Below are 18,480 nucleotides of genomic sequence, written 5' to 3'. Positions count from 1 at the left end.
TCTGCGTGGCATCGTCATGATGGTGATCGCCGTCGGCAGCTTCGCGCTGATGGATGCCTCCCTCAAGGAGCTGACCCCGCATTACCCGCCCTTGCAGGTCGCTGCGCTGCGTGCCTATGCCTCGCTGCCGGTGGTGCTGCTGTGGGCCGGGGTGCTGGGCATGCGTGCGCGGCTGTTCCAGGTGCGCTGGTCCCTGCACTTGCTGCGTGGCGTCATCGGCATCCTGATGATGGCCAGCTTTGCCTTTGCCCTGCGCACGCTGCCGCTGTCGGAGGCCTACGCGATCTTCTTCTTTGCGCCGCTGCTGATCACGGCGCTGGCGGCACCGCTGCTGGGCGAGCGCGTGGGCGCGAATCGCTGGTGGGCCATCGCCATCGGCATGCTCGGTGTACTCGTGGTCTTGCGTCCCAAGGGTGAGCAGATGCTCTCCATCGGCGGCCTGGCGGTATTGGTCGCCACGGTCTGCTATGCCATCAGCGCCATCACGTCGCGGGTCTTGGGGCGCACCGACACCTCGGTGTCGATGGTGTTCTGGCTGATGTTGTTCATGGCTGCCGGCGGCACCGCGCTGACCGGGTCCGACTGGATACCGGTGCAAGCCGCCCATGGCTGGATCCTGCTGGCGATTGCCGTGACCGGTTCCGTCGGTCAGTTCACCCTGACCGAAGCCTTCAAGCGTGGCCAGGCCTCGTTGATCGCGCCCTTCGAATACACCGCGCTGGCCTGGGGGCTGGGTCTGGACTGGCTGATCTGGAAGACGCTGCCGCAGCCCATCGTGCTGCTCGGCGCGGCCATCGTCGTTGCCAGCGGTTTGTTCCTGCTGTGGAGCGAGCGTCGTATCGATCGCCGGCAGGCCGATTCCACGCCTGCTTCGTAGGAGCGACCTCGCGTCGCGACCACCGTGCCGGCGAAAGCCGGGAATGGCGGCGGGTTGGTGCCGAGAGCAGGACGCGAAGGACGCAAGGGCGCTCCTGCCCGGACATCGATTGCTGCGGTAGCGATCCGGTGCCGCTACCGCAGGCTTCGCGTCAGCGCAGGCACGGCTGGACGCTGGCCTATCCCGCATTTCTCACACCTGCGCGGGCAGATGCTCGGATTCCTTTGTGGCGTGCGGTCAACCGATGTCTGGCGGCAATCGCAAGGTGTACGCCTGCATCTGCCCGCTTTGCGGACCTCGCTGGTTCTTTGCGACTATCGCGGCGTTGCTCCTCCTCGCCATGGAATCACCATTCCTCGTCGTCGCGCCTTGCGCTAGTCGCAAAGCCCTGCGCGATCTTCCGCAACAGGTGTGAGAAATGCGGGCTAGCTCGATCGGCAAGCGCCTGTGCTGGTCTTTTCGCGAACCCCGTCTTCGTACAACACGTTGAGGGTGGAACCGTCCTTTTCGATGTTCTGGATCTTGGCGGCGTACCACTCTGAACCGCCGGACCAGCGGCACTCGACCTTGCTGCCGGCACGCCAGTCGTACTTGCGCACCAGCTTGCGCGGCAGTGTGTCGCGCGTGCCATCGTCGAAGACGATGGTGATCTTGTCGCCGGCGCGCTTCTCGACCACGCCGGGGAACCAGTATGGGCCGCCTTTCCACTTGCCCAGCACCCAATCTCCAGGCGCCTGCGCGTACGCGGCGTGCGGGGCAAGCAGGCAAAATGACATCAGGAGCAAGAACATTCTCATGGCAGACGCGTCTCTCTGAGCAAGGATTGGCGATCGACTGGCGCCGCAGCTCCCGATCCGGCGCACTGCAGCCATCGGGCTCCGGAAACCCGGTCACCCGCTTTGCGGTTGCCGGTTGCATTCCCCTGAGAAGACCAACCGACGATCCGAGTATGTTCCGGTGCAAGCCCGAAGTGAAAGTGCAGAATTGTCCCCATCCGCGGCGCGCCATGCGCGGCAGGCCGACTTCCGAGCACTGGCTTTACCGCCGGCGCAGTACACTTGAGCCATGACTGCCGCACTCTCTCCCTGGCGCCTGTGCGTTGCCCCCATGATGGAATGGACCGACCGCCACTGCCGCTATTTCCACCGGCTGCTGGCGCCGGATGCGCGGCTGTATACGGAGATGGTGGTGGCGCAGGCGGCCATCCATGGCGATCGCTCCAGACTGTTGGGTTTCGATGCCAGCGAGCATCCGCTGGCCTTGCAGTTGGGTGGATCGGATCCGGCGCTGCTGGCGCAGGCGGCGCGGATCGGCGTCGAGTTCGGCTATGACGAGATCAACCTCAATTGCGGCTGTCCGTCGGATCGGGTGCAATCGGGCCGCTTCGGCGCTTGTCTGATGCTGGAACCGGCACTGGTCGCAGAAGGCGTGGCGGCGATGCGTGCGGTGGTGCCGAGCCATGTTCCGGTGACCGTCAAATGTCGGTTGGGCGTGGATGAACACGACGATGAAGCCTTCTTCCGGCGCTTCATCGACACCGTGGCCGCGGCCGGCTGCACGGTGTTCATCGTGCACGCGCGCAAGGCCTGGTTGAACGGCCTGTCGCCCCGGGAGAACCGCGAGATACCGCCGCTGGACTACGACCGGGTGCGGCGGCTGAAGGCCGATCGACCGGAGCTGACGGTGGTACTGAACGGGGGGCTGCGCGAGTCCGCGGACATCGAAGGCGCTCTGCTGAGTCTGGATGGAGTGATGATCGGCCGCGCGGCCTATCACGAACCCTATCTGCTCAGCGGATGGCAGCAGGCGCTGTTTGCCCGGCCGAACTCGGCGCCATCGCGAGCGCAGATTCTGGATCGCATGCGACCCTACATCGCGGCACATCTGGCCGCTGGCGGCGAGGTACGGCATATCGCGCGCCACTTGCTCGGCTTGTATCAGGGCGCACCTGGTGCGCGCGCCTACCGGCGTACCTTGTCCGAGGCCCGTCCTGGCACTGGCATCGACGTGCTCGATCAGGCAATGGCCTGTGTCGAACGGCAAGCGGCCTGAGCCCGGCGCCATGGACGCTGCCGAACCGGACCAGAGCTCGCTGTGCGCTTTTCTGCGCCAGGCCTGCACTCGCGAGCTGCAACAAGCTCTGGACCTGCTCTCTGATCCCGGCCGCGACCGCGACGAGGCCGTGCACGAGGCTCGCAAGTGTGTACGCCGTGTCCGCGCCTGGTTGCGCCTGGGCGATCCCTGGCGCAGGCGCACGCTGGCCGAGATCGATGCCCGTTTGCGCGCGCTGCGACGGACACTGGGTCCGCTACGCGATGGGGCCTCGCGCATCGAGGCACTGGACCGTCTGCGCAAGAGCCGCGGTATTGGCAGCATGCGCAGCGCCCTGACCCAGGCGCGCTCGCGGCTGACCGAAGCGCTGGAACGGCGCTGGATGCGGAGGTCGCCGCAGGGTGCTGCCTGGCAGCGCATGCTGCAAGGGCTGCGCGAGCTGCGCGATGACTGTGCGCGCTGGCCACTGGACGGCCTCAGCGAGGCCGAAGTCCGCCGCGCCCTGAAGCGCGCCTTCCGCCGCGCCTGCCGCGGTCGACGTGAAAACGCAGGACGCCATGCCGCCGCATCGCGTCACCACTGGCGCGGCAGGGTTCGGATCCTGCTGTTGCAGTGCCAGCTGCTGGACCAGCGCCAGCTGGCGCCCCCAAGCCTTGCGCTCAAGCGCCTGGCCCAGAGTCTGGGCGACGAAAACGATCTGGCGCTGGTGTCCAGGGTGCTGGGGCAACTGGGATTGCGCGACCGCACCCGGCTGGCCTTGCGTGCCCATGTGCAGGCACGACGGCGCGCCCTGGCCAAGCGCAACGATGCCCGCGCCGCGAAGCTGCTGCGACCCGGTCTGGCGCGACGATTGCGGGCAGCGGACTGACCCGTCCGGGACTGCGTCCAGGCTGGCCGCAACTGCGTCAACCCGGCTTGACATCGAGCGGGCTAAACTATGGTCATCGCTTCTGGATCTTGACTGCCCATGACCTTGTCCATCGCCACTCGACAGCGCATCGAAGACCTGCTCGGCCAGCACCGTGTGGTGCTGTTCATGAAAGGCAACCGCCAATCGCCACGCTGCGGTTTTTCGGCCACGGCGGTCGGCATCCTCGATACGCTGCTCGAGGACTACGTTAGCGTTGATGTGCTGGCCGACGACGAGATCCGCCAGGGCATCAAGGATTACGGCAACTGGCCAACCATTCCCCAGCTGTATGTTGATCGTGAGCTGATCGGCGGATCCGACATCATCGGCGGCATGTACAACTCGGGTGAACTGCACGAGCTGCTGGGCCAACCCAAGCCCGACCGCTCAGCCCCGCAGATCCAGATCAGTGCGGCCGCCGCCGAGGCCATTCGCAACGGCATGGCCGAAGATCCGGGCAGCTCGCTGCATTTGCAGATTGATGGCCGCTGGCAGGCGTCATTCATGCTGAAGCCGGCGCAGGGGCACGAGATTCGCGCCGAATCGGGCGGCATCGAAGTGCTGATGGATCTGGCCACCGCGCAGAAGGCCAAGGGCATGAGGGTGGATTGGGTGGACGACGTTCGCGGCAGCGGGCTTACGATCAGCCTGCCGCAGGCGCCCGCAGGCGTGCGCCCGCTGAGCGTCGAAGATCTGTCGGCCCGGATTCAGCAAGGCACGATCACGGTGCTGGATGTCCGACCGGAACGTGACCGACAGCTGGCGCCGTTTCCCGCGGCGCGAGTGCTCGACGCCGCCGCCGTCGCCGAGATCGGTGCGCTGGCCAAGGACACGCCACTCGCCTTTCTGTGCCATCACGGTGTCTCTTCGCGGCAAGCGGCCGAGCATTTTCGTGGCCTCGGCTTCACCCAGGTCTACAACGTCGAAGGTGGTATCGATGCCTGGTCGCAGCGCGTCGACGCCTCGGTACCGCGTTATTGACCCCTGTTGTCCTAATTTGACAAGCAGAAATCTTGCATTGACTGGCAACTCGGTGCACCCTTCAATGCGAAGTCACGCGAACTAGCGAAGCCAAGTCATCGAAAGAACGGGAGGTTCCGCGATGCGAGCAAGGTTGGTGGGAGTCATCGTCACGCTGGCAAGCCTGGCGTCATGCGGTGGCGGCAACGATCCCATGGCAAATCTTTGCGCCAAGGAAGCTCAGGAGCGCATGTCCAGCCAGATCTTTCGACTGGACGAGGCCAAGCTGGCGGCGAGCAAGTCCGAGGGCTCGGGGGGCAACTTCGAGTACAAGGGCGAAGTCATTCTCAAGCCGGGGACCAGCGGCGAGGAAATGCAGACCTTTGACTGTACGGTCGCGCCCGCCGTGGGCGACGTGCCGGCGCGCGTCATCCAGTTCCGATTCAATTATCAGGGTTCCAGTTCGGTCAACGGCTAAGCCCGAACGATGGCCTGACAACCGCTTGCGCTGCGCTGAGCCAAATCGGCGGGAACGACGCTGACCCACGAGAGCAGCGTCGGCGGGATGACTACTCGTCAAATCGCAAGTGCTTCACGCTCTTGCCATCCCGGCGTATCAGCTTCAGCGCCTCGATGCCGATCTCGATGTGGGTATTGACGAAGTTGGCCGTGATCTTCCGATCCGAGGCCTCGGTCTTCACACCCTCGGGCACCATTGGCTGATCGCTCACCAGCAGGAGAGCGCCGGTGGGTATGCCATTGGCAAAACCTGCAGCGAAGATGGTGGCGGTTTCCATGTCGATGGCCATGCAGCGGGTCTTGCGCAGATATTCCTTGAACTCGCCGTCGTGCTCCCACACGCGTCGGTTGGTGGTGTAGACGGTACCGGTCCAGTAGTCGTGATTGAGGTCGCGGATCATGGTCGAGACCGCGCGCTGGAGGCGGAAAGCCGGCAAGGCCGGCACTTCCGGCAACAGATAGTCGTTGGAGGTGCCCTCACCGCGAATAGCCGCGATCGGCAGAATCAGATCCCCCAATTGATTCTTCTTCTTGAGTCCACCGCACTTGCCCAGAAACAGCACGGCTCGTGGCTTGGCGGCGCTCAACAGATCCATCATCGTGGCGGCGTTGGCACTGCCCATGCCGAAATTGATCATGGTGATGCCGTCTACACTGGCATTGGGCATGGCCCGATCCCGCCCGCGGACCTCGACGCCACCGGCCTGGGCGAAGACTTCGACGTAGTGCTGAAAGTTGGTCAGCAGAACGTGGTCGCCGATATCGGCAACCTCCGTTCCGGTGTAGCGGGGCAACCAGTTGTTGACGATTTCAGCCTTGCTGCGCATGCGCATCACCAATCCAATCCGGGTAACCGCCTATTCTGCGCCCAAAGCCGGTGCTGATCACCCCCGAAGATGCAATCGTGCGATCAGGGCTGCTGCAGAACGGCGGCTGTGGTCCCGGTCTCAGCACGCACCACTTCAATACGCCGTGCCTGCATTTCGATGTCGGCGAGGCGGATGTAGTCGTCACTGATCGAACCCTCGACACGCACCTTCAAACCGCGGTACATGCGTGCTCGCTGAGCGTTGGTGCCGTAGACCAGAATTCGGTCGCCATCCACATCCAGCCAGAAGGTTCGCGACGATTCGAGGCCGCTGACCGTGCCTTGCAACGTGATCTGCGACCCCGGCGCATAGTCCGCAGCGCTGGCGGACGCGGCACTCAGCGCAACAGCAGCGATAAAGACGATACGTGGCAACATGACCCTGCTCCTGATGTGATGGACAACTCGTTTCGTACCTGTTGAAACGCAGACTGCCCAAGCCAAAGGCCGCGCGGTGCGATGCAATCGACGAAAATTGCCCCGATTTCGGGTGAGACATTCAGAAACTGAGAACGGGTTGGCGCTTTGCCACAGCACAAGACAGCGGTGTAAGAGGCCTTTGCAGTGCCGAGCTTGCTCGAGCTTGCTCGGCAGGATGTGCGCCTTGTCGGCGCGGCGGGAAAAACCAAAGCCCAAGCCGAACAGAGGCAGCGGAGCAAGCGCCGCGCTACGGTGTCGGACGCCGGCGCTTTCGGTTCCAGCAGCTCAGATACAACTCTGCGGTAGCCAGATCCTGCATCGGGTAGTCGAGCAGCTCCGGCGTGTACTCGATCAGGTCCTCGGTGCGGATGGCCACGCGCCAGGGCTCGAACTCGAGCGCCCGCAGCTCACGTTCGAAACCCGCCACGGTGATCGGATTGAGCTCGGTGAACCATTGCCAGTACTCGGCATTGCTGGCCACGTGTCCAGCCCGATCCATGCGCCGCGGCGGCGTGTTGAGGATGAATTCACGCAGCTCCTCGCGGGGCTTCTTCAGGTGGAAGAAGGGCTCGTCGGAGAATTCACCCAGATGACTGCCCGGATTCGAATAGAACAGTCCGGGATGGATGAACATCAGACCATCGGGGCGCAGCACGCGCTTGATCTCGCGCAGCGCCTGCAGGTATCCCCCGGCGATGTGCTCCACCGAGCCCCAGCTGATGACCACATCGAAACTGTCGTCTTCAAAGGGCAGATGATTGGCGTCGGCATTGAAGAACTCGAGCCCCTCGGGCCAGGGTTCCATCGGAATGTGTTCGGCCGCGGCAATCTCGGCCAGGCGCTCGTAGCCGCCGAAGGGGTCAATCCCCACCAGTCGTTCGGGCTGATAGCGCAGGTAGATACCCAGATCGGTGATGCCATCACCACAGCCGACGTCGAGTATGCGTCCACGCAGCAGTTCGGAATCCTTGAGCAGATAGCTGCCGGCGGTGGGCGCTGCGTGATCGAAATGGCGGAAGAACCAGTCGCTGTGGCCACGCCGCCACGACAGTGTCGACGGGTCGGGATCGCCATCCAGGGTGTAGCGGCCGTGGTCCAGACCGGCACCCCTGGCAGCGTTGGCGAAGGTGCGCGCGTAGGAATTCGAGCGTCGCGCCTGTGGGCCATCTCGAAACAACACGGTCGCCAGCAGGCGTCCGCTGGTCAGTGGCAGGCTGCCTTCGGGTGCGGTCAGGCGCCAGCGGTATTCGCCTCGCGGCAGCCAGTTGGCGCCGGCTCCATCCTGGTGTGCAGCCCGGAACCAGACCCGTTGACCCTCGCCATCGTAGATCTCCAGTGCCAGATCCAGCTCGAACAGGATGCGCGCGTCGACCCGGCAGCGAACTTCGATGACCAGCGGCTGCCCGGCCTCGGGCGACTCGGGGGCCAGCGTCAAACTCGTGATTTCGATCGGATTCATTCGTGGATGCTCGCACAGAGTCGGACTTCGACGCGCTGGGGTGCTCAGGGTTCCCGGTGTTGCGGCGTCGGATCCGCCCGCTTCGCGGTGTCTTTGGCCCGGAGCAGTGACTGGGCCAGTCGAAGAAATTCCTGCTCGGGGGCGTTGCGACTGATGGTTCCCAACCGGGGTGCGGCCAGACGTTGTGCGATGGCATCGACACTGGCCTCTTGCTGCTCCATGCCGGTGTCGAGCGCATTGGCGACCCAGCCGGTCAGGCTCAAGCCAGCCGCCACGACGGCCTGGGCGCTGAGCAGTGCGTGATTGATGCAGCCCAGCCTCAGGCCCACGACCAGCAAGACCGGCAGATCCAGCGCCCGGACCAGATCAGACAACATCCACCGCGAGGACAGCGGCACCGCAAAACCACCCACGCCCTCGACCAGCACATCCTGGTGCGCGCGCACGGCGGCAAAGAAGCTCTGGCAGATGGGCTCCAGCTCGATCTCGACGCCCGCCAGCTCGGCGGCGCGATGCGGCGCGATCGGCTGATCGAAGCCGTAGACGTTGATCTGGGAAGCGCTGAGCGCCCCATCGGCTGCCGCCCTCAAGGCCTCGATATCCTCATTGCGACGCCCGGCGGGACCCTGATCGAAGCCGCTGGCCACGGGCTTGAGGGCCACGGCATCGCGGCCCAGCATACGCAGGGCACGGACCAGGCCAGCGCTGATGAAGGTCTTGCCGATACCGGTATCGGTGCCCACCACGAACAGATTCATGCTGGGAAGCTCAGTGGTGGGGTGGCGTGCGCGCTGGTGGGGTGCAGGGACAGGCACATGAGGGAGGAATAGGGTCAGTCTCGACGGCTGGCGGATGTCGGCGAGCATAGCCGAGGCGCTATCGTCCGCAGATTGCCGCACGCCGGAGTCGAAGATGCGCCTGGAAACCATTGCCGTGCATGCGGCAGCAGAAGTCGATCGGGAAACCGGCGCGGTGGCGCCGCCGATCCATCTGTCCACCACTTTCGAACATCCGGCCGATGCCGGAGAGACCAGCGGCTTTCTCTACAGCCGCTATGCCAATCCCACCCAGGATCGGCTGGAAACCGCGCTGGCGGCGCTGGATGGCGGCGCCTGCGCGCTGGCCTTTGCCTCGGGCATGGCCGCCGTAGCGGCGCTGCTGCAGAATCTGGCGCCGGGCAGCCATGTGCTGATGGCTGACGACACCTATTTCGCGGTGCGCAAGCTGGCCCAGACCTGGTTTGCGCGCTGGAATCTGGAACTGACCCTGGTCGACATGAGCGATGCCGATCAGGTCCGCAGATCGCTGCGTCCCAATACCCGTTGTCTGTGGGCGGAAACACCCTCCAACCCGCTGCTGAAGCTGAGCTCGGTGGCCGCACTGGCCGATATCGCCCGCGCCGCCGGTGCCGTGCTGGTGGTCGATGCCACCTTTGCCACGCCACTGTTGTTGCAGCCGCTGGCGCTGGGCGCCAATGTGGTCATGCACTCGACCACCAAGTATCTGGCCGGCCATAGTGATGTCGGCGGTGGCGCCCTGATCTTTGCCAACGATGATGAACTGGCAAGCGCCGTGCGCGAATCGCGCAAATTGCTCGGCGCCGTGGCCAACCCCTTCGCCAGCTGGCTGGTGCTGCGCGGCCTGCGCACACTGGCGCCGCGGCTGGACTGGCATCAGCGCAATGCCAAGGCGGTCGCCCAGTTCCTGCAGGGTCACGCAGGGGTCGGCGCGGTGCACTACCCCGGCCTCGACAGCCATCCGCAACGGGCGACCGTGCTGGCGGAGATGCGCGGCCCGGGTGGCATGCTCAGTTTCGAGGTGGCCGGCACGCGCGCTCGGGCGATCGAGGTCGCCAGTCGCTTGCGGCTGTTCATCAACGCCACCAGCCTGGGCGGCTACGAGAGCCTGGTGGAACATCGGCAATCCGTCGAGGGTCCGACCAGCCCGACGCCGGAGACGCTGCTGCGGCTGTCGGTCGGCCTGGAGCACGCCGAGGATCTGATCGCCGATCTGGACCAGGCGCTGGCCTGGGGCGCGGCGTAGTCGGTAACAGGCGCCGAAAAACAGGCTGTGGGAGTGGCTTCAGCCGCGATCTCCACCCCCTAGATCCGACGCACCACCGATCGCGGGCAGAGCCCGCTCCCACAGGGTCGGGGCGACGACCGGGACTCGCCGAGCGTTGAGGCCAGAAGCAGGACGCAGGGGACGCAAAGGAAAAGCAGAAAGAACGCGGAGAAAGGCAAAGGCGATGATGGATACGCCTTTCTCTGCGTTCTCCGCGAATCTCTGCGTTCTCTGCGTTGAAGATCCTGTTTGCGCGGTCCTGAAGGCTGGCTTGTGACGGTCGCGCCGCGGCGCCGCTTCCGCTACTCCGGCGCCTGCCGCTCGACGCCGGCGGCGGCCAGTTCGTCCAGGTAGCGTTGCCAGTAATCGCCCTGATGGCTGCCGAGCTCGTGCAGCAAGGTCCAGGAGTAGATGCCGGTGTTGTGGCCATCGTCGAATTCCAGCACCACGGCGTAGTGGCCCACCGGATGAATGGCCTTGATGTTGACCCGCTCCTTGCCCACCTGCAGTACCCGCTGCCCGGGCCCATGGCCCTGGACTTCGGCCGAGGGGCTGTAGACGCGCAGCAGCTCGCAGGGCAATCGGAACACCTCGCCGCTGTCAAAGCTGATCTCCAGCACGCGTGAGGTCTGGTGCAGGCGGATATCGGTCGGTGTGGGCATGGCAGCGTCGTGGCGGGTCCGGGGCGTCAGTATGCCGGCAGCGCCGCGCTTGATGCTGGCCTTCGCCGCAGGGCTCCGCTAACTTGTCGGGCCCGCCCAGCAGCCTCCCGCCCCCGTGTTCCTGCGCCGCCGTGTCCCCCAGGAAGCCGAATTCAAGCGTCTGATCGAGCGCTGGAGCGGCTTTGTGCGCAAGACCCTGGTGAGTCTGGATCATCGTCGCAATGAAGCCGACCTCGAGGAAATCGAGCAGGAAATCCGGCTGCGGCTGTGGCAGACGCTGAGTCGTGAGAGGAATTGGGACAAGCCCGCGTCTTTTATTCGCAGTGTGGTGTTGAGCGTCGCGATCGACGCGGCCCGTCGTCGGCAGGTCAGAGGCGGCAGTGCCGAACACGTGGGACTGGAGCATGTAGAGCCCTGGTCCACCGGAGAGTCGATCGATGCCAGCGGGGCACTTGAGGATCGCACGCAGTTGCTGGCGGTGCTTGAGGAGCTGCAGCAGGTCGATGCTGAACGTGCCGAGGCATTGGGACTTCATCTGCAGGGTTTCACGACCGCAGAGATCGGCTCGCTGATGGGCTGGACTGAAGCCAAGGCACGCAACATCGTGTATCGCAGCCTGGAAGCACTCCGCGCCCAGGCCAGGGACCAAGAGGTGAAGGACCGTGACCCAGACTTTCGAGCGACAGACCCGGACCCTGACTGAGCTGGCCGCAGGTCGATTGGACGTGGATGCCCGTCGCGATCTGGCACGCCGCGCACTGCGTGATCCGCAACTGGCCGCCGAGCTGAAGCTGGCGCTGCGCCTGGCCGATGGCAGCGCCGAAGTGGCGCGGGACTGGGTCAGCGCAGCCACGCCGGCAAGCGCGCCCGCCCACCAGTGGTGGCGACCCCTGGCGGGTGCCGCGGCCAGCCTGGCTATCGTGGCCGCCGTTTTCGGCGTGCACCGGACCACCGAAATCCGGAACTCAACCGACGTCGTCGCCGTGCAGGCGCCCAAGGCGCTGCCGGACAGGATCGGTGCGGCCGGCTCCTTCGAAACCACCGAACTGTTTGGCGGCAGCTTCGAAAGGGATTGACCCACCATATCGACACCGGGCTCTCGATGGCTGCCTCACTGCGCCCGATGGCAGCGATCGAGGGCTCGGTGGTGCCGCGGGACGCAACCACCGCGATGCCATCGCCTGAATCCTGAGAGCGTTGCGAGCCACCTGTTTCGGCCCGAAACTGCCCACGGGCCATGAACCACAAACCCGCCCGTAGGAGCGACCTCGCGTCGCGACCGGCAAGCTGCACCTTCGAAGCAGCGGTCGCGCCGCAAGGGCGCTCCTACAGGCGGAGGAAGAAATCAACGACTTGCGATATGGGTTCATGGAGAGCGTAGCGAAGCAATCCAAGGGCGTGCGGCGCCACCCTGGATTGCTTCGTCGCTGCGCTCCTCGCAATGACGCATCAACAACTTACGATATGGGTTCATGGAGAGAACGCACTCGCCGAGTTCCCACGCCGCGAAGATCTTGATGGAGCTCGCCTTTGGATACGTAGTGGCCCAGGTGAATGGCGTGCCGTCACGTAGACCCTTCGGGTCAACGTGACCTACGTCCTTTGCCGCGCTCGCGGCCTCCTGCCCTCGCGCCTCCTGCCCTCCTGCCCTCAGCCTGCCGGCAACAGCAGCGCCATTCCCGCAAACACCAGCAACATCGCCAGATGGCCGGGCCACAGATGGCCGAGGTACTCGCGCCCGGCACGGCGCGCCAGGAACATCTTGGTTGCCATATTGCTGGCGAAGCCCAGCACCAGCGCCCAACGCGCGGTGCCAACACCAATCTGATCGGTGGCCACCAACTGCCCCATCGATAGCGTCACGGCATGCACATCGGCCAGACCGGCGCTGGCGGCTGCCAGCCAGATGGCCTGCGGTCCCAGCCAGGCCTTGAGTACGGCAGACGCCAGCAGCACCGTCGCCAGCAGCCCGGCAAAGATCAGGGCATCGACCGGATTGAACGGACGGCCACTGGTTTCGCTGGGATCGGAAGTGCTGGTGCGTGCTCGCCGCGCCAGCAGCACGGTCGCCACCAGTGCAGTCACCGTGCCGGCGAGCAGCATCGGCCAGACCGCTCGCAGCAGGGTGAGAGAGGCGCTGACCAGCAGAATCGCCATCAGCACCGTGGTCGCCACACTGCTGGCCATGCCCGCGGCGGCCGCGGCGACGGCGCGGGTGGGATCCGATTGCGCGCGCTGGCCCATGGCCGCGATGGTGGCCGAACTGGACACGAATCCGCCGACGAAGCCAGCCACCGGCAGTCCGATACGCGGCCCGAACACCCGCAAGGCGACATGGCCGGCAGCGCCGATGGCCATGATCAAGACCACGATGGCCCAGAGCTTGCGCACTTCGAGCACGCCCCAGGGATCAATCGCCGTCGTCGGCAGCAGCGGCAGCACGATCAGCGCCGAGGCCAGCAGCAGCAGGCCGTCATGGATCTCCTGAGGGGTCAGCAGGGTCTGCGCAAAGCGATGCAGCTTGCTCTTGCCGGCGAGCAGGATGGCCACCAGCACGCCCAGAGCCGCAGCCAGTCCGGCCTCGGTCTGCGCCAGCACGCCCAGCAGATAGGTCAGCAGCAGCGCAATTTCAGTGGTGAGGCCAGGGTCATCCCGATTCGAGCGCAGGAAGGCAATCAGCGCCGCGGCTGAGACAAAAAGACCGGCCAGCACCATGGCTGGCGTGCCGAGATGACTGGCCAGAGAGCCCATCAGGGCGACCAGCGTGAAGCTGCGCATTCCGGCAGCGGCCCGCCCCGGCCCGCTACCTTTGTTGCGCTCGCGCTCGATACCGATCAGCAGGCCCAGCCCGAGGGCAACGGTCAGGCCAAGCAGCACATCGGCGTCAGGCATGTCGTTCATGGCGGGGTTCCGGCATTCCCAGCAAACATATCGTGAATGACTGAATTGAGGGCACGAGGGCGAGAGGGCATGAGGGCACGCAAGATCAAGAGCTAGCGGTGAGCTTGCCTTTGCGTGCCCTCGCGCCCTCGTGCCCTCGCGCCCTCCAGAAGCGCTTGATGCGCAAAACAGGCGCAACGCCAGCAGCTCCCTTCAACCCGAAAATTGGCGCCTGCAAAGGCCCCGGCACGCAGCTATGGTATGACAGCTGGGCAGCCAAGGGCGCGGACACGATGAGGATTCTGGTTCTCGGAGCACTGGGATTCATTGGTCGCCATGTCGTGTCGGCGCTACAGGCGCATGGGCATGAGGTCGTGGCGGTAGTTCGCCCTGGCCGAGCTGCTGAGATGGCGCCGGGCATGACCTGTATTGAAGCCGATCTGAGGCAGGACAACGACCCGGCGCTGTGGTTGCCGCGCCTCGCCGGGATCGACGCGGTCGTCAACGCCGCCGGAATCCTCAAGGCCAGCGACGCCGACTTCGATCGGATTCACTGCCAGACGCCGCTGGCCGTGGCCCGGGCGGCGGCCGAGCTGGGATTGCGACACTTCCTGCAGATCTCGGCGCTCGGCGACCCCAGGGATGCCGAGTTTGTCGCCAGCAAGCATCGCGCCGATCAGGCCCTGCTGGATTGCGGCTTGCCGGTGACGGTGCTGCGGCCCTCGCTGGTCTACGCCTTCAGCGGCAGCTATGGCGGCTCCTCGCTGTTGCGGGCGCTGGCGGCAGCACCGGGCATCGTGCCCTTGCCCGGGCGCGGGCTACAGCCGATTCAACCCCTGCATGTACGCGATCTGGCCGAGATCGTGGTCGCCGCGGTCAGCGCAGAAGTCGGCGACCAGAGCGTTCAGATCTGGCCCGCGGTCGGCCCCGAGATCATGACCCTGGGCGACTTCCTGCGCGCCATGCGGCAATGGTTGCGCCTGCCGAAGGCCTGGATGCTGCCGCTGCCCATGGCTCTGCTGCGCCTGGCCGGCGCGCTCGGCGACCGCATCGGTGACGGGCCGCTGGGCTCGGCCATGGTGCGCATGCTGGCCCGCGGCAACAGCACCAGCATCGCCGATGCCGAGGCGCTCGGCGCCCGCTTCGGTCACGCGCCACAGCGCTTCGCCGTCTGGGCGGCGCGCCAGCCTGCCGAAGTGCAGGACCGCTGGCAGGCGCGGCTGTATCCGCTGGCACCGGTGCTGCGCTGGAGCCTTGGCCTGATGTGTCTGCTGTCGGCGATGGCCGGATTCGCCACTCCGCCGGCCCAGATCAGCGTGCTGGCAGCGCCCTTGCATTGGCCCGAGTGGCTGGGCTGGTTGGGCGGCTACGGGGGCAGTCTGCTCGATGCCGTGCTCGGCGCCTTGCTGATTGGCAACTGGCATGCGCGCGCTGCCGGTCGGGCTTTGCTGCTGCTGGTGCTCGGCTACACCGTGGTGCTGGGCTGGATGCTGCCCGGCCTTTGGCTGGATCCTTGGGGCGCGCTGGCGAAGAACCTGGTCGTGATCCCCGCGACCATGGTCTGGCTGGTGCTGGCCGACCGCCGATGAGCACCTATCTGCTGTTGAAATGGCTACACATCCTGTCGTCCACGATTCTCTTCGGCACGGGACTGGGCATCGCCTTCTTCCAGTGGATGACCTGGCGCAGCGGCGATCTCGGCGCTATCGCCCGGGTCACCCGACTGACGGTGCTGGCCGATTTCGTGTTCACGACGCCGGCGGTGATTGCGCAACTGTTGACCGGTGTCGCACTGCTGCATCTGCTGTCGCTGCCCTGGTCCACGCCCTGGGTCGCCGCGGCGCTGGTGCTCTACGCACTCACCGGGGCCTGCTGGATACCGGTGGTGTTCATCCAGATTCGGTTGGCCCGGCTGGCCGCGACAGCACAGGCCCGGCAGCAGGCACTGCCGCCCGAATTCGCACGCCAGATGTGGATCTGGTTCATTCTGGGCTGGCCGGCCTTTCTGTCGGTCATCGGCATTTTCTGGTTGATGGTGCGTAAGCCAGTCTGACTCCAGGCAACACGGTCCTACTGCCGTCTGATTTCGCCGCAGCCCGGGTCCGCTATGCTTCGCGACCGGTTTGCAGACTCAGAGTGCACACATCATGCGTATTCCTGGCTGGGGCTTTGTCGCCCTCTTGCTTTGTATCTCCAGCGTCCATGCCGAGGAGCAGGCGCCGACTGCCGATCCGAAAGCAGCCGCTGCAACACCGTCCTGGGCCCCCGGTCCGATCCTGGAAGAAAGCACCGAACCGCCGCCGGGGCGCGTGGCTTCGCGCGATGTCGGCGTTGCCCTGACCCTGCCTGAATCCTGGCGCGGCGAGGACGTCAGCTGGCGGGCACTCGATCCGGAAGAGGCCCGGGCGCTGAGCGAGCTGGCACAAGCGGCGCTGGTGGTCGAGTTCAAGGACAAGCGAGGCGCCGCGCAGCCGCTGGTGACCATTTACCGGGTGAAGCTGACGCCGTGGCGCGAGGCCGCTGCCAAGGGCGCTGCGGGCCCCGGTCGATTGACCCTGACCTCGCCGGAGACCGGTTATGTCGTGGTGCGCTCGGATCAGAGCAAGGCCCGCGGTCGTTTTGGCGAACTGCGGGCTGATCTGGAAGACGCGGTGGGCACGCTGGCGCTGTATGACGCCCATCGTGAAACACGCCATCTGATCCCGCGGGTGCAATCGGATTTCGCCGGCACGCTGGAGGATGGCTCGCAGGTGTCGATCAAGCTCAACCCCAATGGCCAGATGACCCTGACCTTCGGCAAGCAGCCGCGTACGCTTGAAGGGTTGTGGTTCCAGCGTGGGGTGCAGGTGGTGGCGCGCCTGACCATTCCGAAGGTGCAGACCAGCCCGCGATTCGAGGCCGAACCCGAGTTGCTGTTCCACTATGACGGCAAGGGACTGATTGCCATCAAATGGGATCAGAAAGTGCTCGGCCCGCTGGGCGTGCGCCTGGAGCAGACGCCTTGAGTCTGGGCGAGAGCCAGCGCCGTCAGTTCTGGCTGCTGCTGGCTTTCGCCGTGCTGTTGCTGGCCTCGGGGATCGGCTTGCGCGATCCCTGGCCGGCCGATGAGCCGCGCTTTGCGCTGGTGGCCAAGCAGATGGTCGACAGCGGTGAGTGGCTGTTTCCGCATCGCGGCAACGAGCTGTATTCGGACAAGCCGCCGATGTTCATGTGGATGCAGGCCAGCGCCCATGCGCTGACCGGCTCCTGGCGCATCGCCTTTCTGCTGCCGTCCTTGCTGGCCGGGCTGCTCACGCTGGGGCTGGTCTACGATCTGTCGCGGCGCCTGCACGGTCGGCGGGTGGCGCTGGTCGCCGCACTGGGATTGCTGTTCACGCTGCAATTCACCTTCCAGGTGCGCGCAGCGCAGATCGATGCCACGCTGCTCGGCATCATGACCCTGGCCTGTTACGGCCTGCTGCGCCATCTGCTGCTGGGGCCGAACTGGCGCTGGCTGTGGATCGGCTGCTTTGCCGCCGGCATCGGCACCATTACCAAGGGCGTGGCCTTTCTGGCGCTGCTGCTGATACCCCTGGCGCTGGCCGGGCGGCGGCTGGGCTGGCAGGGCTTGCCGCCGCGACGGGCAATGTCGCCCGGGAAGATCGCGCTCGCCGTTCTGGCCTTCGTGCTGGCGGTGTCGCTGTGGCTGGTGCCGATGCTGTGGACGGTCTGGCGACTGGACGATCCGGCCTACACCGACTACGCCCGCGACATCCTGCTGGGGCAGACGGCCTCGCGCTATCTCACCCCCACCCATCATCTGCACCCGCCCTGGTACTACCTGCAGATGATCGCCAGTATGTGGCTGCCGATCTCCTTCGCCCTGATCTGGGCCATCCCGCACTGGTGGCGGGGCTGGCGCCGCGGCTGGCGACCGGCACGGGTGTGGCTGCCGCTGAGCTTCGCCGTACTGATCGTGTTCTTCTTTTCGCTGTCAGGCGGCAAGCGCGACGTTTACATCATGCCGGCACTGCCGATGCTGGTGTTGGCGCTGGCGCCGCTGTTACCCGGCATCCTGCGCAAACCCGCTGCCCAGCGCCTGCTGTTCGCGATGGCCGCCCTGTTGGCCGTGGGGCTGACGGTCGGATCGCTCTATGCCATCTACGGCGAGCCGGCCTTCGCCGAGCGGCTGCGCAGCCTGCGCGGACTCGACCCCTGGCCGATCACCCTGACCATGGGCCTGTGCGCACTGGCCTGCCTGATCGCGTTCAGACCGCGGCGCGGCGCCCTCGCGCTGGCGGGTTCGCTGACCGCGATCTGGCTGATCTACAGCTACTGGGCCTATCCGGTGATCAACGATTCACGCTCGGCCCGCGGCGTGATGCAGCAGGCCGGCACGCTGATCGGCCCGGATGCCGAACTCGGCCTGCTCAGCTGGAAAGAACAGAATCTGCTGATGGCTGACCGGCCGGCCACGGTTTTCGGCTTTCTGGCGCCGCGGGCCGAGCAGGAGCTCAAGGCCGTGGCCTGGTTGCGCGAAGCGCCGGAGAACCGCTGGATCATGGCCCAGAAGCTGTCGCTCAAAGCCTGCTTCGAAGTCGACAAGGCCACCGTGGTCGGCGAATCCAATCGCCGCCGCTGGTATCTGGTCAACGCCGACGCTTTGCGCCCTCAATGCGAGCCCCACCCGCCCGAAGCCTGGACCCGGCACAAGGTGGCCTGGCATTGATGGGGCGGGGAAGGGGGAAAAAGGAGAAAGGAAAAAGGTGAGAGCAAGAGCCGGGGCCCGTGATGAACGTCCGGCCAAGCAGGTAGGTTGGGCTAAACGCA

Annotated in this window: 19 protein-coding genes; 12 read left to right on the top strand and 7 right to left on the bottom strand. The window is 65.6% G+C overall.

Features of this window, described 5'->3' with window-relative positions; all coding sequences use genetic code 11:
• The first annotated feature begins 19 nt into the window (after nucleotides 1-19).
• Nucleotides 20-877 carry a DMT family transporter gene (locus tag H7A19_12720; GenBank protein MCP5475689.1) on the top strand — a complete coding sequence of 286 codons (858 nt, stop codon included), beginning with the start codon at nucleotides 20-22 and terminating at the stop codon, nucleotides 875-877.
• Nucleotides 878-1,302: 425 nt separating this feature from the next.
• On the opposite strand, the gene H7A19_12715 is transcribed toward H7A19_12720, so the two are convergent.
• Nucleotides 1,303-1,674, bottom strand: coding sequence for a hypothetical protein (locus H7A19_12715; protein MCP5475688.1), 372 nt, complete (start codon nucleotides 1,672-1,674; stop codon nucleotides 1,303-1,305).
• 268 nt (nucleotides 1,675-1,942) lie between these two features.
• Between H7A19_12715 and dusA the strand changes: the two genes are divergently transcribed.
• From dusA to H7A19_12695, 4 genes are all read left to right on the top strand, one after another.
• Nucleotides 1,943-2,929: a tRNA dihydrouridine(20/20a) synthase DusA gene (gene dusA / locus H7A19_12710; protein MCP5475687.1), complete on the top strand. Its 987-nt coding sequence runs from the start codon at nucleotides 1,943-1,945 to the stop codon at nucleotides 2,927-2,929.
• Nucleotides 2,930-2,939: 10 nt separating this feature from the next.
• On the top strand, nucleotides 2,940-3,797 hold the full coding sequence (locus H7A19_12705) for a CHAD domain-containing protein (GenBank protein MCP5475686.1): 858 nt from the start codon (nucleotides 2,940-2,942) through the stop codon (nucleotides 3,795-3,797).
• Between the two features lie 99 nt (nucleotides 3,798-3,896).
• On the top strand, nucleotides 3,897-4,820 hold the full coding sequence (gene grxD / locus H7A19_12700; protein ID MCP5475685.1) for a Grx4 family monothiol glutaredoxin: 924 nt from the start codon (nucleotides 3,897-3,899) through the stop codon (nucleotides 4,818-4,820).
• A 121-nt stretch (nucleotides 4,821-4,941) separates the two neighbouring features.
• Complete coding sequence (locus H7A19_12695; protein MCP5475684.1) at nucleotides 4,942-5,277, top strand: hypothetical protein; 336 nt, start codon at nucleotides 4,942-4,944, stop codon at nucleotides 5,275-5,277.
• Between the two features lie 91 nt (nucleotides 5,278-5,368).
• Here the strand turns inward: H7A19_12695 and H7A19_12690 are convergent, their stop codons facing one another.
• The 4 genes from H7A19_12690 to bioD form a co-directional block, all read right to left on the bottom strand.
• On the bottom strand, nucleotides 5,369-6,145 hold the full coding sequence (locus H7A19_12690) for an AMP nucleosidase (GenBank protein MCP5475683.1): 777 nt from the start codon (nucleotides 6,143-6,145) through the stop codon (nucleotides 5,369-5,371).
• An 83-nt stretch (nucleotides 6,146-6,228) separates the two neighbouring features.
• Nucleotides 6,229-6,564: a hypothetical protein gene (locus H7A19_12685; protein ID MCP5475682.1), complete on the bottom strand. Its 336-nt coding sequence runs from the start codon at nucleotides 6,562-6,564 to the stop codon at nucleotides 6,229-6,231.
• A gap of 289 nt (nucleotides 6,565-6,853) precedes the next feature.
• The gene (locus H7A19_12680; protein ID MCP5475681.1) at nucleotides 6,854-8,065 is read right to left on the bottom strand and encodes a class I SAM-dependent methyltransferase; all 1,212 of its coding nucleotides are present in this window, start codon (nucleotides 8,063-8,065) and stop codon (nucleotides 6,854-6,856) included.
• 44 nt (nucleotides 8,066-8,109) lie between these two features.
• On the bottom strand, nucleotides 8,110-8,823 hold the full coding sequence (bioD, locus tag H7A19_12675; GenBank protein MCP5475680.1) for a dethiobiotin synthase: 714 nt from the start codon (nucleotides 8,821-8,823) through the stop codon (nucleotides 8,110-8,112).
• Between the two features lie 154 nt (nucleotides 8,824-8,977).
• Between bioD and H7A19_12670 the strand changes: the two genes are divergently transcribed.
• A complete protein-coding gene (locus H7A19_12670) occupies nucleotides 8,978-10,108 on the top strand; it encodes an aminotransferase class I/II-fold pyridoxal phosphate-dependent enzyme (GenBank protein ID MCP5475679.1) in 1,131 nt (376 codons plus the stop codon).
• Nucleotides 10,109-10,431: 323 nt separating this feature from the next.
• Here the strand turns inward: H7A19_12670 and H7A19_12665 are convergent, their stop codons facing one another.
• A complete protein-coding gene (locus tag H7A19_12665; protein MCP5475678.1) occupies nucleotides 10,432-10,791 on the bottom strand; it encodes a DUF971 domain-containing protein in 360 nt (119 codons plus the stop codon).
• Between the two features lie 184 nt (nucleotides 10,792-10,975).
• On the opposite strand from H7A19_12665, the gene H7A19_12660 reads away from it, so the two are divergent.
• Both H7A19_12660 and H7A19_12655 read left to right on the top strand, forming a co-directional pair.
• Nucleotides 10,976-11,494, top strand: coding sequence for a hypothetical protein (locus tag H7A19_12660; protein MCP5475677.1), 519 nt, complete (start codon nucleotides 10,976-10,978; stop codon nucleotides 11,492-11,494).
• Nucleotides 11,454-11,867, top strand: a complete 414-nt coding sequence (locus tag H7A19_12655) for a hypothetical protein (GenBank protein MCP5475676.1) — start codon at nucleotides 11,454-11,456, stop codon at nucleotides 11,865-11,867. The genes H7A19_12660 and H7A19_12655 overlap by 41 nt, the downstream gene beginning before the upstream one ends.
• A 574-nt stretch (nucleotides 11,868-12,441) precedes the next feature.
• Here the strand turns inward: H7A19_12655 and H7A19_12650 are convergent.
• Nucleotides 12,442-13,692: an MgtC/SapB family protein gene (locus H7A19_12650; protein MCP5475675.1), complete on the bottom strand. Its 1,251-nt coding sequence runs from the start codon at nucleotides 13,690-13,692 to the stop codon at nucleotides 12,442-12,444.
• A 272-nt stretch (nucleotides 13,693-13,964) separates the two neighbouring features.
• Between H7A19_12650 and H7A19_12645 the strand changes: the two genes are divergently transcribed.
• From H7A19_12645 to H7A19_12630, 4 genes are all read left to right on the top strand, one after another.
• On the top strand, nucleotides 13,965-15,260 hold the full coding sequence (locus tag H7A19_12645; protein MCP5475674.1) for an NAD(P)H-binding protein: 1,296 nt from the start codon (nucleotides 13,965-13,967) through the stop codon (nucleotides 15,258-15,260).
• A complete protein-coding gene (locus tag H7A19_12640) occupies nucleotides 15,257-15,724 on the top strand; it encodes a DUF2269 domain-containing protein (GenBank protein ID MCP5475673.1) in 468 nt (155 codons plus the stop codon). Before H7A19_12645 ends, H7A19_12640 begins: the two co-directional genes overlap by 4 nt.
• A 94-nt stretch (nucleotides 15,725-15,818) precedes the next feature.
• Nucleotides 15,819-16,676, top strand: a complete 858-nt coding sequence (locus H7A19_12635; protein ID MCP5475672.1) for a hypothetical protein — start codon at nucleotides 15,819-15,821, stop codon at nucleotides 16,674-16,676.
• Nucleotides 16,622-18,379 (top strand): glycosyltransferase family 39 protein, encoded by a 1,758-nt coding sequence (locus H7A19_12630; GenBank protein MCP5475671.1) that lies wholly within the window; start codon nucleotides 16,622-16,624, stop codon nucleotides 18,377-18,379. The genes H7A19_12635 and H7A19_12630 overlap by 55 nt, the downstream gene beginning before the upstream one ends.
• Nucleotides 18,380-18,480 lie beyond the last annotated feature (101 nt).

Source organism: Rhodanobacteraceae bacterium (genome assembly GCA_024234055.1).
Lineage (GTDB): Bacteria > Pseudomonadota > Gammaproteobacteria > Xanthomonadales > SZUA-5 > JADKFD01.
The sequence above is the reverse complement of the archived record's forward strand: the minus strand, read 5'-3'. Positions and strand labels throughout refer to the sequence as shown.

Bases quoted from the DNA above. Each gene is read 5' to 3' on its own strand.
- H7A19_12720 (MCP5475689.1), top strand. From the start codon at position 20: ATGGTGATCGCCGTCGGCAGCTTCGCGCTGATGGATGCCTCCCTCAAG.
- H7A19_12715 (MCP5475688.1), bottom strand. From the start codon at position 1,674: ATGAGAATGTTCTTGCTCCTGATGTCATTTTGCCTGCTTGCCCCGCAC.
- dusA (MCP5475687.1), top strand. From the start codon at position 1,943: ATGACTGCCGCACTCTCTCCCTGGCGCCTGTGCGTTGCCCCCATGATG.
- H7A19_12705 (MCP5475686.1), top strand. From the start codon at position 2,940: ATGGACGCTGCCGAACCGGACCAGAGCTCGCTGTGCGCTTTTCTGCGC.
- grxD (MCP5475685.1), top strand. From the start codon at position 3,897: ATGACCTTGTCCATCGCCACTCGACAGCGCATCGAAGACCTGCTCGGC.
- H7A19_12695 (MCP5475684.1), top strand. From the start codon at position 4,942: ATGCGAGCAAGGTTGGTGGGAGTCATCGTCACGCTGGCAAGCCTGGCG.
- H7A19_12690 (MCP5475683.1), bottom strand. From the start codon at position 6,145: ATGCGCAGCAAGGCTGAAATCGTCAACAACTGGTTGCCCCGCTACACC.
- H7A19_12685 (MCP5475682.1), bottom strand. From the start codon at position 6,564: ATGTTGCCACGTATCGTCTTTATCGCTGCTGTTGCGCTGAGTGCCGCG.
- H7A19_12680 (MCP5475681.1), bottom strand. From the start codon at position 8,065: ATGAATCCGATCGAAATCACGAGTTTGACGCTGGCCCCCGAGTCGCCC.
- bioD (MCP5475680.1), bottom strand. From the start codon at position 8,823: ATGAATCTGTTCGTGGTGGGCACCGATACCGGTATCGGCAAGACCTTC.
- H7A19_12670 (MCP5475679.1), top strand. From the start codon at position 8,978: ATGCGCCTGGAAACCATTGCCGTGCATGCGGCAGCAGAAGTCGATCGG.
- H7A19_12665 (MCP5475678.1), bottom strand. From the start codon at position 10,791: ATGCCCACACCGACCGATATCCGCCTGCACCAGACCTCACGCGTGCTG.
- H7A19_12650 (MCP5475675.1), bottom strand. From the start codon at position 13,692: ATGAACGACATGCCTGACGCCGATGTGCTGCTTGGCCTGACCGTTGCC.
- H7A19_12645 (MCP5475674.1), top strand. From the start codon at position 13,965: ATGAGGATTCTGGTTCTCGGAGCACTGGGATTCATTGGTCGCCATGTC.
- H7A19_12640 (MCP5475673.1), top strand. From the start codon at position 15,257: ATGAGCACCTATCTGCTGTTGAAATGGCTACACATCCTGTCGTCCACG.
- H7A19_12635 (MCP5475672.1), top strand. From the start codon at position 15,819: ATGCGTATTCCTGGCTGGGGCTTTGTCGCCCTCTTGCTTTGTATCTCC.
- H7A19_12630 (MCP5475671.1), top strand. From the start codon at position 16,622: ATGGGATCAGAAAGTGCTCGGCCCGCTGGGCGTGCGCCTGGAGCAGAC.